This is a genomic window from Nakamurella sp. GG22 (genome assembly GCF_052976845.2).
The window spans coordinates 246,253-259,052 of sequence record NZ_JBRIIO020000003.1; the positions used below are offsets into that span (position 1 = coordinate 246,253).

Sequence of the window (12,800 nt, forward strand, 5' to 3'; positions counted from 1 at the left end):
CACCCCGGCCCAATCGGCCAAAGAGGTCGGTGCGCTCGGCCATCTCGGGCTCGCGAGCCGGCGGTGGGGCCGGACGGGCCGCATGCCGGGTCGGGATGGGCGCCGCGTGTTTCACGACGCCGCGTCGGCGGACCATGCCCGCGGCTTGCCGAGGGCCGCGGTCGGATAGCGTTCGGCCCAGTACCGGATCGCGGTGTGCAATGCGGGCGTGATGTCCCGGACCGGAGTGGTGACCACGAAGGGCTGCTCGATGCTCGTGTACGGCTCGAATTCGCTGAGCAACCTGACGGTGCGCAGCTGCCTGGGGGTCAGGTGTTCGCGGGCAAACGGCAGGTAGAACCGCGTCCAGCGCTTCGGCTCGATCAACGGCGGCCGCGGGATCGGCGCCAGTCCGTGCGCCGCCCGGATCTCGTTCAGGGCACCCTGGGTGACGTCGAGGGTTTCGCCCACCGTCAGTGCCCGGTGACCCCGACCGATCACGTCGACAACGGTGCGCTGCGGGCGTCTGCCGGCCACCAGTGTCACGGCATGGCTCGCCACGTCGTCGACCGGAACGATCTCCAGTCGGCCACGGGGCGCCGCCACCAGAGCCGGCGCCAGTCCGGTGCTCGCGGCGCGCAGGAATGTGTAGATGCCGGTGAATCTGGACGCGTGACCGTCCCGCCGGCGGCCGATGATCAGCGGCGGTCGGTAGATGGTCGACAAGGGAAAGTGCTGACGCACCAGGCGTTCGCACGCCGCCTTTGACCACTCGTAGGCATTGCGATAGTCGGCCGGGTCATCGGAATCGACCGATCCGGTGCGGCCGCCCGCATAGGCGGTCGAGACGTGGATCAGGTGGGTGTCACCGTCGACGACGTCGCCGAGTGCGAGAGCCGGCGCGATGTTCGCCTCGATCGCCTCTTGCGGCGTCATGCTCCACCGCGTGGACGCCGCGCAGTGCACAACGACATCCCAGTGGCCGGAAAGGTTTTCCGGACGGGGATCGGTGCCCATCCGCCACGCCGCGACGCCGAGGTCCGGCCGCCCTCGCGAGGTGACGCCGACGACGTCGAGTCCGTCGACCTGCTGCAGCTGGCTGAACAGTTCGGATCCGAGCACTCCCCCGGCGCCGGTGACCAGCACCCTGGTGTTCATGCCGCCACCTTCGCTTCGATCTGCCGCAGCATTGCCTCGGAATTCTCCGTGAGGGCCTTCGCCGCCACCGGGTTGAGCATGTCCGACAGCAGCGGGATCCCGATGTCGAAGTCGCATTCCAACCGGACAGTCACCCCGCCGTCGGCATTCTCGGTCACCGTCCAGGCACCTTCGAATTGCTCGAGGTCACCGTCCAGCTGGGCGAAATCGAGCCGGCGCCTGGCGTGGTCGGGGATGTCACGCTCGGTCCATTCCAGCCTGGATCCCTTGAGGGACACCGACCAGGAAGTGACCGTGCTGCCGTCCGCGAGCTCTTCGAGAAGGGTTACCTCGTGGACGTTCTGCATGAATTGCGGATAGGAGAGCACATCGGCCACGGCGCTCCAGACCTCATGGGCCGGGGCGTTCATGACGACACTGACGTCGACGCGGGGCATGTCGGTTTCCTCTCGCTGGTTCAGGATGTGAGAGCGGCTACGGGGTGGGTGATACGCCCGGCGGTACGGACCGCGTCGGCCAGCAGGGTCGTTGCGGTGTCGAGCTGGGCGTCGGTGACGACCATCGGCGGCAGCAGTCGAAGGACCTCCGGCCGCCCGAGGCAGGGTGAGACCAGCAGCCCGCCATCGGACAGTTCGGTCAGCACGGTCCCCGATGCGGCGCTGCTGGACAGCTCGAGCCCCCACATCAGCCCTCGGCCGCGCACCCCTACAACGACATCGGGGAACTCGCCGGCCAGGCAGTGCAACCGGTGCCCGAGCCGCCGCCCGATCTGCTCGGCACGGCTCACGAGCCGTTCCATGGCCGCGAGCCCGGCGAGCCCCGCGGCGCAGGACAACGGGTGCCCGGAGAACGTCGCGGTGTGGATGAACGGGTCGGCCCGCATCGGGGCGAACAGCGCTTCGCTGCAGACCGCTGCCGACAACGGTAGAACACCGCCACCCAGGGGCTTCCCGAGCAGCACGGCGTCCGGATCGAGGTCGTACTCGGCGCTCAGTGCCAGGCTCGCGGCGCCGGCGCGCCAGAGCCCGCACTGCACCTCGTCGACGATGACGAACGTCCCGGCCGCGCGGGCTGCTGTTGCCCACTCCCGCAGCACCTCGGGATCGAGCGGGACGATCCCGCTCTCGCCCTGGATGGGCTCGAGGATGATGGCGGCGACGTCGCCGGCGGCAGTTTCCCGGGTGACCGCCGAGTGATCGTCCCGCCGAAGGTGCGTCACGGGTGCGAGGACCGACTCCAGCCCCCGCCGGTACCGCGGGCTCCAGCTCGCGGCCAGCGATCCCAGACTCTTGCCGTGATAGCCGCCTTCGACCGCCAGGATGCGGGACCGGCCGGTGGCCAACCGGGCCAGCTTCAGCGACACCTCGACGGCATCTGTGCCGTTCTGGCCGAACCAGACCCGCCGCAGCCGGGACGGCCTCATCAGGCTGATCAGTCGTGCAGCCAGCTCGGTGGTCACCGGGTTGGCCAGTGACCTGGTCGATGTGCACATCAGCGACAGCTGCCCGCTCAGCGCGGCGATGACGTCGGGATGCTGATGACCGAGCAGCGCCACGGCGTAGGAACCGAAATCGAGAACCTCGCGGCCGTCGGAGAGCTGCACAACCGTTCCCTGGGCGGCAATCTCGACCGCGCCGCGGCCGGTGATCTTCTGGCCGAGGGCCAAGCCGGGAGCCAGGTGGCTGCGCGCCTGACCGAGGCAGCGCGCGGCCAGCGCAGGATCACGGTTCATGTCGCCCGCTCCGCCAGGTCGAAGCTCACCGGCTGCCCCAGCACGGCACTGCCGACACCGTCGTCGCAGACGAGCAGGGCCGGCGGGTGGTGGTGCACCGCCAGCGAGTCCAGGTTGAGCGCGCTGACCAGCTGACCGGATGTGTACAGCCGCGACCCGATGACCGGTGTGAGGGCGCTGACCACGCGGTCCCGGGTCGCGCTGGTCTGGGCGCGCAGGGCCATCGCGGCGGCGAGCGCCGATTCCTGGTCGATCCCGTTCTGCGTCCACACCCGGCCCAACCATTGGGCGTTCCCACCGAGCGCGAGGAGTTCCCGGGTCGCCTGACCGAGGAGCCCGCTGCGCGGGTCATCCCCGCGCGCACCGGCCGCGGTGGCGCCGGTGGCTGCGATCTCGATCATCCGGGTGAGTGCACCGTGGTAGGTCGCCGCCATCAGGACGGCGAACCACACGAATCCCATGACCACGATGGGATCGGTGCTGCCCGACGACGCACGGTGATAGATCAGCCGGTCATCGAGGTGGACATCCCTCAGGACGACCTTGCCGGTGTCCGACGAGCGCATTCCGATTGCGGGCCAAGCATTTCCATCCGTCGTCAACCCTTCGGCACCGGCCGGGCACAGGGCGACGATGGTCTCCCCGTCCTCGGTTGCGGCGTTGAGGCAGAACAGCTCTGCGGTGGTCGACAGCGAACACGGGAATTTCACGCCGTTGAGCAGATAGCCCTTTCCCGATCGGCGTGCGGTCGTTCTGGCCCGCATCAGGTTGGCGCTGCCACCGGGCTCGGCGAAGGCGGATCCCACCAGCGAATGCCGCATCGCGATCGCCTCCAACAGCATCCACGAGGTGTCCGACAGCCGCCGATGGTGCTCTACAACAAGACCGACCGAATGCGCGTGCATGCACAACCCGATGGCCATTCCCGGGTCGATCACGGCAAGTTGGCGTTGCGCCGCAGCGACATCCAACATGTCGCCGCCCTGGCCACCGAGGTCGTCGGGAATCCCGACCAGGGGAAAGTTCGTGGCCGCGACCCGTTTGATGCGGTCGCAGTGATCCGCGGTCGCCATCAGGTCGTCCGGCAGGTCGAGAGGCTGGCCCCAGCCGGCGTCGAGCAGCCGCCTGGCGGCCGACAGGGTCACCGGAATTGCATCGGTCAACAGAGCTGCAGGCATTGAGACTCCCTGTGGTAGTGCCACTCCGGGCACTGATCGGGTTCTGCGCGGTGTACGAAAACCGCGCCTTCGGACCTCACCTGTGGTGACCCGGCCCCCCGCGTCCCCTCGGCAACAGAGAGCGCCGTGGCGGCGGTTTCGTACATCCCCGCCAATTCCTTCCCACAGATTTCTGAACAGGAGCGTCATGAACTCGACCGCACCACCAACCACTGCGCCCGGTGAACGCACACTCGAACCGCCCACTCCGAAAGGGCCACGCCGATCGGTCCGCTCGGCACTCCTACGCGCAATTGCCGGCGACCTGCCCGAATTCGCCCGGGACCGTCTGACGTTCCTGCCCGCAGTTGCCCTGGAAAGGGGCCCGCTGGCACTCATGCGGTTCGGCGTGCTGCGGGTGGCCCTGCTCAGCGACCCCCAGTTGATCGACGAGGTCCTCGTGCGGCGCAACAAGGAATTCGGGAAGCACTACCTGCCTAGTGTCGGCGGTGCGCTGCTCGGCAACGGCCTGTTCACCAGTTCCGGTGACTTCTGGAAACGGGAGCGGCGCCTGGCACAGCCCGCCTTCCACAAGAGCCGACTGGCCACCTACGGCGATGTGATGGTCCGATATGCCGCACAGGAGGCGGCCGGCTGGCGGGACGGCGAGACGCGCGATCTGGGCGAGGACATGATGCGGCTGACGTTGCGAATCGTCGGCAGGACCCTGTTCGGCGCCGACGTGACCGGTGATGCCGCCGCCCTCGGCCGCGACATGGAGGTGGTCCGGCTGTGCTTCGTTGCCAAGCTCAATGCCATCCAGCCAATGCCGGAGTGGTTGCCGACCCCCACCAACCGCCGGCTCAGGCGCGCCGTTCGGAACATGGACAGGATGGTCCTCCGGGTGGCCGGTGAGCGACGGGCCAGCGGCGAGGACGCCGGGGACCTGCTGTCAATGTTGCTGGCGGCGCAGGACGATTCGGGCGCCGGGATGACCGATCGGCAACTGCGCGACGAGCTGATGACCCTGTTCGTCGGGGGGCACGAGACCACGGCCATCGCGCTCAGCTGGACCTGGCATCTCCTCGGGAACCACCCGGAGGTACTCGCCGAGGTGAACGCAGAGCTGGCCAACGTCCTCGACGGCCGGCTGCCTAGCGCCGCCGACGTTCCGCGATTGGTGGTGCTGGAGCGGGTGCTGCGCGAATCGATGCGGCTCTACCCGCCGGTGTACGCATTCGACCGGAAGGCGCTGGCAGACCTCGAACTCGGCGGCCGGCAGCTGCGCAAGGGCACCGTCATCCTGATCAGTCCCTGGGTCCTGCATCGCCGGCCCGAACTGTTCGAGGACCCGGAACGATTCCGTCCCGACCGCTGGCTGGATCCGGTGCTTCGCCGGGACAAGGCTTACCTGCCGTTCGGTGGCGGCCCCCGGGTCTGCATCGGCAACGGGTTCGCGTGGATGGAGATGACCCTGGTGATGGCGGCCATGCTGCAGCAGGTGTCCTGTGAGCCGGTGAGCATGGCCGATGTCGCCGCCGATCCCTCCATCACGCTGCGACCCAGGGGCGGGCTTCCGATGATCGTCCGGCGCCGGACCGGCTGATCCGCGTATGCCGGGCCCGCCGCACCCGCCAGGATTGGGTACAGAGGACAGCAGTTCGGTGTCACCCCACGGCGAAGGAGACCACCCATCCCTGTAGATGATCGGCGGTTTCTAGCTGTCGTCGCAACACGGTCGGTTATGTAGCTAATTCAAGCAGCTTGTTGAGGCGCTCTGCCGGGGTGTCCCAGTCGAGGGTTTTCCGCGGCCTGCTGTTGAGCTGGGCGGCTGCCGCGACCAGGTCCGCCGGGCTGTAAATGTTGAGGTCGGTGCTCTTCGGGAAGTACTGGCGTAGCAAGCCATTCGTGTTTTCGTTGGACCCCCGCTGCCATGGGCTATGGGGGTCGCAGAAGAAGACCTGGACATTGGTGGCGAGGGTGAACTGGCGGTGCTGAGACATTTCCTTGCCTTGATCCCAGGTCAGCGATCGACGAAGGTGCGCTGGCAGCGTGAGGACAGTTCTCGTCAGTGCTTCACGGACTGCTTCGGCGGTGTGATCGACGGGCAGGTGCAGCAGCATGACGTACCTGGTCGACCGCTCGACCAGGGTGCCGATCGCGGATCGGTTGCCCTCGCCGGTAATGAGGTCGCCCTCCTTACGTTCGTGGAGGGGTGGATCAGGCCCGGTCGTAAGGTCTTGGTCGCTCTCCTTGGGACAGGTGGGTATGGCTTCAGGTCTCCCTGCCGGGCTGATCGTTGGTCGGTGACGGCTCACTGGGAATGGCCGCCCGCCTGTCCTGTTGGTAGCTCGACCGCTCATTGAGACTCGCGCGACGATCGTTGGGTAAGGACGTGCCGGCGTGGCTGCCACTCGAGGAGAACCCCCTTTGGTGACGGCGACGTGAGGATGGCTGATGACGGCGGTCTGGGTAGGAATGGATTCGGGGAAGTGGGCGCACCACTGCGTGGTCATCGACGCCGGCGGCCGGGTGCTGCTGTCCCGGCGGGTGGCCAACGATGAGGCCGCGCTGACCGGCCTGATCAGTGCCGTGCTGTCTTTGGCCGACGGTGATGAGGCTGTGTGGGCCACCGATCTCAACGCCGGTGGTGCAGCGCTGCTTCTGGCGTTGTTGGCCGACCGGTCGCAGCGGGTGCTCTACCTACCCGGTCGGATCGTTCACCACGCCGCGGCGACCTACCGCGGTGACGGCAAGACTGACGCCAAAGATGCGCGGATCATCGCCGATCAGGCGCGGATGCGGAGCGATCTGCAACCGGTCCGGGCCGCCGGCCAGGTCAGCGTTGATCTGCGGCTGTTGACCTCGCGTCGGACCGACATGATCTTCGACCGGGTCCGTCATATCAACCGGCTGCGGGCCACGATGTTGGAGTACTTCCCCGCTCTAGAAGCAGCTTTCGACTTCTCGAAGAAGGCACCGCTGATCCTGGTCGCCGGTTATCAGACACCGGACGGGATCCGCCGCATGGGCGTTGCCCGGCTCGCCGCCTGGCTCAGGAGCCGCGGCGCCCGCGGCGCCGACACCGTCGCCGCCAAGGCTGTTGAGGCCGCCGCCGGTCAACGCACGGTGTTGGCCAGCCAGGCGGTGGCCGCGCAGATCGTCACCCAGCTGGCCGGGCAGATCATGGCGTTGGACAGCGACATCGCCGCCCTCGACGAGCAGATCGCAGAGACGCTCGACCGGCACCGTGACGCGAAGATCCTGCTCAGCATGCCCGGCTTCGGGGTCGTCCTGGCCGCGACGTTCCTGGCCAACACCGCCGGCAACGTGACCACCTTCGACACCGTCGACCGACTGGCCAGCGTCGCCGGCCTGGCCCCGTCGCCGCGAGATTCCGGCCGGATCAGCGGCAATCATCACCGACCGCACCGATTCAACCGACGACTACTGCGAACCTGCTACCTGGCCGCGTTATCCAGCCTGAAGGCCAGCCCCGCCTCGAAGGCCTACTACGACCGCAAACGCGCCGAGGGCAAGTCCCACAAGCAGGCGATCATCGCGCTCGCCCGACGCCGGCTCAACACGATCTGGGCCATGATCCGTGACCGCACCGCCTACCAAGAGCCAGTCCCTGCACTACCCGCAGCGGCTTGACAAACAGCATTGAGATTCCCAGTGGCCCGGTACTGCGCGATCTTCGACCTCCGCCGGGCGTTCGCTGATCATCACCGTGGGATCAACGATGCAGCCCTGCCGACGGGCATCGGATCGTTTGTGGGGTTTGCGTCGGGCGCGACCGGTCCGCAGGGCCCTGACCAGCTCGCGGCGCAGTTCACCGCGTCCCTGCACGTAGAGGGCCTGGTAGATGGTTTCGTGCACCAGGTGCCTTTCCCGTTGGCCGGGGAACTCGCTCCGCAACGCGTGACAGATCTGCTGGGGGCTCCACTTGTCCTCGAGCTTGGACTGCACGAAGTCACGCAGCTGCTGGTCCTGGGCCAGCTTGCCCGACCGTGGCCGGCCCCGCCTGGCAAGGGCAGTCCGGTGCGCGGTGAAGGGTCGGTAGTTGCCCGACTCGGTGGTGTTGCGGCGGATCTCCCGGCTGACGGTGGACGGGCTCCGTCCCAGCGATGCGGCGATTGCGCGGATCGTCTGGCCAGCCCGCAATAAATCGCCGATCTGAAGTCGTTCATCCTCGGACAGGAACCGCGCCGAAATGACCACCGGCTCGGCGGCGATCGGTGCGTAATAGCGGGCCCGGCCGCCGCTGTCGATCATCGTCCGACCGTCCCGCCAACGGGTGCCGGTGATCCGGTGCACCCCGACTTCCCGGCATGCGTCCACGTTGCTCATCCCTTGCGCCACCAGGCGAAGGTAACGCTCCCGCTCCGATGTCAACGGGGCGCCGGGCCCAGGCTGCGGGCGGTCTTTCGGTACAGGCATTGCAGCTCCCGAACGGGATCAGGTGTTGCAACGACCGCTGGAACCCAAGATCTATTATTTGGCGCACTCTGGTCGCGATAAATGGCGCTCTTTTCGAACACGCGTGCGGGGGACGGCGAACAGCCGTGGGCATCACTGCAGGTCACTGACAGTGTCGAGGCGGATCTGAAGGCGACAGAGCGCCAAATAATTCGATCAAAGCGGGCCATTTACCGCGACCAACGACACACCAGGTCCAGCTTTCGTTCCGCGGCGGTCCCGGATCGCCACCGTTCCCGGATCCGCTCCAGGTCGTCACGAATCTCGGCGAGGGTCATCGGCAGCTCAGAACCCGCATGCCGGGTCATCGGATCCTGGTTCTGAGCCGGGCGGTTTCCTGTACGTGTCGGGCGGCGACGCGCTCACCGGCGTGCTGCCGGGCACGGGACTGGGCGTCGGGGAGGATCCATGGGGAGCGCCAGGCGCAGCGGCAGTGCGCGCGGACCCGGTTCCGGTCGTCGGTGACCAGGGTGACTACATGCGCCATCGTGAACCGCATTCCTTTGAGGTAGTGGACGACTATCGGTCGGTTTCCGCGGCCAGGATCGCCGCGGTCCGTTGCTGCAGTTCCTTCGCGCGAGCATCTATCTGGTTGAGGATGTCATCGACATCGGCGATGTCGGCCAGGTCGGCGCGGCGGCGGGTCCACGCCCGCTGCGCGTCGTCCCTTGTGTACACGGGCCCTGTTACCGGCGGTGGAACGTGCACCGGTGTTTCCGGATCTTCCTCGGTGTCGACGGGCAGGTCCCGGTGCGCACCCAGGTCCCCGGCCAGGAGATCCCGGACCCGGCGGGACAGCGACTGCGGGGTGAGGCGTTGGACGGGGAACGGGATGTACCCCCATTGATCGATCGGCGACAGCAACGGCACCGCCAATGTCGCTTGGTCGAGGTGGCGGGTGGATTGGCACAGGTGCGCCGAGCCGCCGGTCACCGCCTTCGCCTTCTTCAGGGCTCGGCCGAGATCCAGTTTGCTGGGCCGGGTGATCACCAGGTCCAGGACGCGGAGCCACCGCACCACCGCGCACGACGCGCACATCACTGGGTCCTCGTGTGGCGCGACCATCCATGCGCCGGCGGCGTTCTCGACCCGCGCTGTGCCATCAAGCATCGTGACGTCCGCGGCGGTGAGGGTGGCCAGGTGTTTGTACGGCACCCCGGCTAGTTCGGAGAGGAAGAGCAGGCACCTGTCGCGGCGGCCGAACATCCCCCGGGTCCACCCATGAGAGGGCAGTCCGCGTAGCGCGGCCGCGACCTCCTCCGACATCCCTGGCGCGGCAGTCTGATTCGGGACCGGGCGGCCGACCGCTGCCCGGACCGCCGGGGACTCTCCCGGCCGCGGGTAGCCGCTAGTGGTGTGGTGGTGGTCGATGGCGGCGACCCGCCGGCGGTGGGTGGCGGGGGCGGCGGGGCAGTCGGTGAGGAAGAACAGCACGGTGTCCGGGTCCGCGGGGAGTTCCCACTCCCCCACCGTGTGGCACCAGTCGGTGAACAGGTCCCAGTCCCCCGCATACGCCCGCACCGTCCGCGGCGACAACGCCTGCGGCGGGCAATCCTTGGCAGTGGACACCTCTACAGACCCAGGCGGGTGACGGCGTTGCCCATCAGTGGTGCGTGTTCGCGGGCGTAGACCTCGAGCATCGCCGGGCTTTTGTGCCCGGTTTGCCGCATGATGGCGTGGGCGTCCGCGCCGGCCCGGAACGCTTCGGTGACAAACCCGGCACGCAGCGAGTGCCCGCCAAGGCGCTGCGTTTGGGCGGGACCGAAGCCAGCCAGGTCGGCGCGGCGCCGAATCATCTCGTTCACCGCATGCCCGGTCATTGCCCGGGTGCCGATCGCCCCGGTTTTGTGCACCGCCGGGAACAACACCCGCCCCGGGTCCGGGGCTTCGGGGAGCCGGGTCCGGCACACATGCAGCACCGCCCCCTCCCCCTGATCCGCGTCGTCTGCACCGTTGCGGGTGGTGAGGGCGGCCTGCCGGCGCAGCACCCCCATCACCGCGCGCCGACTGCCGCCGTCGGGGGCGGTGTCCCAGGCGTGCAGGACCTGCCGCCACCGCACATAGGCGCAGGGCGGGCACGTCACCGGGTCCCGGCCGAACGGCAACGCCTTCACCGAACCCTGGCCCTCCTGGTCGGTCTTCGAGGACCGGAGCCTGACGTGCAGGCCGTCTGTCTTGTGCAGGGTCACGTCGGCCATGGTCAGCGCGACGAGCTCACTGCGCCGACTGGCGCCCGCGAACCCCATCAACAACACCGCGATGTCCCGCCGCGCCGCCACCCCCGCCGGCCACGTCGCCGCCGTCTCCTCGATACGGGTCAACAAGGTGCGGATGTCCCCCAACAACAACGGTGCCCGTCGGATCGGTGGGGTGGCCCGGATGCGGCGGATCCCGGACAACGCCCGGCGCACCACCTCCGACCGGCCCGGGGCGTCAAGCCCCGCGGCGGTGTGGAACTGGTTGATGCTCGACACCCACCGGGTCAACGACGCGGGGGCGTACCGCCACCGCCCGACCCCGGTCATCTCCGCCGCGGCCTGCGTCACATACGACGCCACCACCAACGGATCCGCCGGCAACACCGCGAACCCCCGCTCCCCCGCCCAGGCGGTGAACCTCGCCCAGTCCGACCGGTACGCCGCCTTCGTGTTCACCGCCGTCGACGCATCCACCACGAACAACACATCAACGAGTGCCTGCTCCGACAGCCCCTGCGGCCCGGGCACCTGCGGTGCGGCGACTCCCCCGTTGCGGGTGGCCTTTTCGAGCTCGGCGGCGGTCGCCTCCGCCAACCCCGCCAACCGCACACTCCGCAGCACCTGCGATGCGGGCACCTGCGGTGCGGCAACTGAACCGTGCGCTGAGATTTCATCGACCGGATCCCTATCAGCGTCGGTCGGCGATCGAGTGGCAGCCGAACGCCCTTCTGCAGTTTCAACGTCGGTGTCCCTGAGCGGCGGCATGACCGCGCCGGATGCCGCGGGTGTTGCCCGGTCCGGGTCGGTGGTCACGTCGGGTCCGGGTCCAGCACCATGTGCACGGCGCTGCCGTGCCGGCCGAGGACCCGGAACCCGGCCCGCTCGCACAGGTCCCGGGCCGGTGGGTCGGCCAGCAGGGTGACATACGGGTCCGCCGGCGCCCGGGCATCGATCTGGGTCAGCAACCACCCCAGGACCCGGCTGCCCAGGCCCCGGCCCTGGTAAGCCGGGGAGGTGGCCAGGTCGGCGATCGTGAAGTACCAGCCGCCGTCACCGATCACCCGGCCCATCGCCACCGCGCCGCCACCGGGCGCCCGGATGTGACAGATCGCCCAGCTGCCGCGCAGCGCCCCGACCGCCTGACCATGGGACTTGCCGGGTAGCCCTGCGTGAGCGCGCAGCCGCTGGTACTCGACCAGCCGCGGCGCACCCGGCAGCAGCACAAACCTGTCCTCGACGAACTCCACCAACCACCCCTCGAGGGCTCGTTCCCGCCGGTCAGCAGGCCCGCAGTCCACGGTAGGGCCCCGGTAAAAAATCTTGGGGAGGATCGCCGGACCAGCAGCGGGTCACTTACATGTGCCGTTATCTGACCGCCGATAATTGAACATTATGCTCGGTGACGCGCGATGACATCCAATTCATCACGGATCGACTATGCATCATGCGGCCAATTCGCTCCGCTTGAGGGTGTCATTATTAGGCAGTGCCAACATTTTCGAAACGAGCGTCGCCTGCGACAATGTGGTCCAGTTATGCGGCACATCGCACCAATTTAATTGGGGCGACAGCTCCGTCCTTATCGGTGTTCTCGATAAGGCAGCCAGCAGCCCTATGACCAACTGCTTCGTCCCGGCAGACGGAGGTCGGGATGGGCGAGCGCATGACGGTCAGACCTGCAACATCCACGGCGACTGACAATTTCGTCTTCCGGGCGAGGGAACGCCGTCCTGCAGGCGCAGCCTTGGGTTTTGATGAGAACTGTATCGGCCGGCTCACGCCGTTAGCGTTCCCTCAGCTGACCAGCCGACCTACGTTGCACCGATCGCGGCCTTGCGTCGATCGATGACAATCATCGGGTTCCGCACGAAGTGACCAGCCGGTGTCCACGTTGCCGTTCAACGATGCGCTTGATGGGGGTGAATCCTTCGACCCTGGGGAGCATCTGTCGTGCGGTACAGCCCACCTGTTACAGCGAGATCGCACCGCTTCACCGCGGATCAGGTTGCGGACCTGCTGTCTGTGGTCCTGTGGGCGGACGTCCTGGTGATCGATGAGGCCGAGACCATCGACTCGCCCGCGCGACTCGGATTG

9 protein-coding genes and 2 pseudogenes are annotated in these 12,800 nt (G+C 67.9%); 2 read left to right on the forward strand and 9 right to left on the reverse strand.

The window, feature by feature from the left end; all coding sequences use genetic code 11:
* Positions 1-111 precede the first annotated feature (111 nt).
* Genes ACVBEQ_RS05395 through ACVBEQ_RS05410 form a run of 4 tightly spaced genes read right to left on the reverse strand, consistent with a single transcriptional unit; the run spans position 112 to position 4,047 of the window.
* Positions 112-1,137 carry an SDR family oxidoreductase gene (locus ACVBEQ_RS05395; protein WP_447152388.1) on the reverse strand — a complete coding sequence of 342 codons (1,026 nt, stop codon included), beginning with the start codon at positions 1,135-1,137 and terminating at the stop codon, positions 112-114.
* The gene (locus ACVBEQ_RS05400; RefSeq protein WP_447152389.1) at positions 1,134-1,574 is read right to left on the reverse strand and encodes a type II toxin-antitoxin system RatA family toxin; all 441 of its coding nucleotides are present in this window, start codon (positions 1,572-1,574) and stop codon (positions 1,134-1,136) included. The genes ACVBEQ_RS05395 and ACVBEQ_RS05400 overlap by 4 nt, the downstream gene beginning before the upstream one ends.
* A gap of 20 nt (positions 1,575-1,594) precedes the next feature.
* A complete protein-coding gene (locus tag ACVBEQ_RS05405; RefSeq protein ID WP_447152390.1) occupies positions 1,595-2,869 on the reverse strand; it encodes an aspartate aminotransferase family protein in 1,275 nt (424 codons plus the stop codon).
* Positions 2,866-4,047 (reverse strand): acyl-CoA dehydrogenase family protein, encoded by a 1,182-nt coding sequence (locus tag ACVBEQ_RS05410; protein WP_447152391.1) that lies wholly within the window; start codon positions 4,045-4,047, stop codon positions 2,866-2,868. The genes ACVBEQ_RS05405 and ACVBEQ_RS05410 overlap by 4 nt, the downstream gene beginning before the upstream one ends.
* A gap of 187 nt (positions 4,048-4,234) precedes the next feature.
* On the opposite strand from ACVBEQ_RS05410, the gene ACVBEQ_RS05415 reads away from it, so the two are divergent.
* Positions 4,235-5,632 carry a cytochrome P450 gene (locus ACVBEQ_RS05415; RefSeq protein ID WP_447152392.1) on the forward strand — a complete coding sequence of 466 codons (1,398 nt, stop codon included), beginning with the start codon at positions 4,235-4,237 and terminating at the stop codon, positions 5,630-5,632.
* A 136-nt stretch (positions 5,633-5,768) separates the two neighbouring features.
* Here ACVBEQ_RS05415 and ACVBEQ_RS05420 read toward each other — a convergent pair.
* A pseudogene (locus ACVBEQ_RS05420) lies at positions 5,769-6,224 on the reverse strand (IS30 family transposase); the annotation flags it as partial.
* A 259-nt stretch (positions 6,225-6,483) separates the two neighbouring features.
* Between ACVBEQ_RS05420 and ACVBEQ_RS05425 the strand changes: the two are divergent.
* Complete coding sequence (locus ACVBEQ_RS05425; protein ID WP_447152368.1) at positions 6,484-7,683, forward strand: IS110 family RNA-guided transposase; 1,200 nt, start codon at positions 6,484-6,486, stop codon at positions 7,681-7,683.
* A gap of 15 nt (positions 7,684-7,698) precedes the next feature.
* On the opposite strand, the pseudogene ACVBEQ_RS05430 reads toward ACVBEQ_RS05425, so the two are convergent.
* From ACVBEQ_RS05430 to ACVBEQ_RS05445, 4 genes and pseudogenes are all read right to left on the reverse strand, one after another.
* Positions 7,699-8,469, reverse strand: a pseudogene (locus tag ACVBEQ_RS05430) (IS30 family transposase); the annotation flags it as partial.
* Positions 8,470-9,027: 558 nt separating this feature from the next.
* Positions 9,028-10,077, reverse strand: coding sequence for a hypothetical protein (locus ACVBEQ_RS05435; RefSeq protein ID WP_447152393.1), 1,050 nt, complete (start codon positions 10,075-10,077; stop codon positions 9,028-9,030).
* A gap of 2 nt (positions 10,078-10,079) precedes the next feature.
* A complete protein-coding gene (locus ACVBEQ_RS05440; protein ID WP_447152394.1) occupies positions 10,080-11,342 on the reverse strand; it encodes a tyrosine-type recombinase/integrase in 1,263 nt (420 codons plus the stop codon).
* Between the two features lie 173 nt (positions 11,343-11,515).
* Complete coding sequence (locus ACVBEQ_RS05445; protein WP_447152395.1) at positions 11,516-11,953, reverse strand: GNAT family N-acetyltransferase; 438 nt, start codon at positions 11,951-11,953, stop codon at positions 11,516-11,518.
* Positions 11,954-12,800: the final 847 nt, after the last annotated feature.

Coding starts and splice junctions, on each gene's coding strand:
- ACVBEQ_RS05395 (WP_447152388.1), bottom strand. CDS start 1,137: ATGAACACCAGGGTGCTGGTCACCGGCGCCGGGGGAGTGCTCGGATCC.
- ACVBEQ_RS05400 (WP_447152389.1), bottom strand. CDS start 1,574: ATGCCCCGCGTCGACGTCAGTGTCGTCATGAACGCCCCGGCCCATGAG.
- ACVBEQ_RS05405 (WP_447152390.1), bottom strand. CDS start 2,869: ATGAACCGTGATCCTGCGCTGGCCGCGCGCTGCCTCGGTCAGGCGCGC.
- ACVBEQ_RS05410 (WP_447152391.1), bottom strand. CDS start 4,047: ATGCCTGCAGCTCTGTTGACCGATGCAATTCCGGTGACCCTGTCGGCC.
- ACVBEQ_RS05415 (WP_447152392.1), top strand. CDS start 4,235: ATGAACTCGACCGCACCACCAACCACTGCGCCCGGTGAACGCACACTC.
- ACVBEQ_RS05425 (WP_447152368.1), top strand. CDS start 6,484: ATGACGGCGGTCTGGGTAGGAATGGATTCGGGGAAGTGGGCGCACCAC.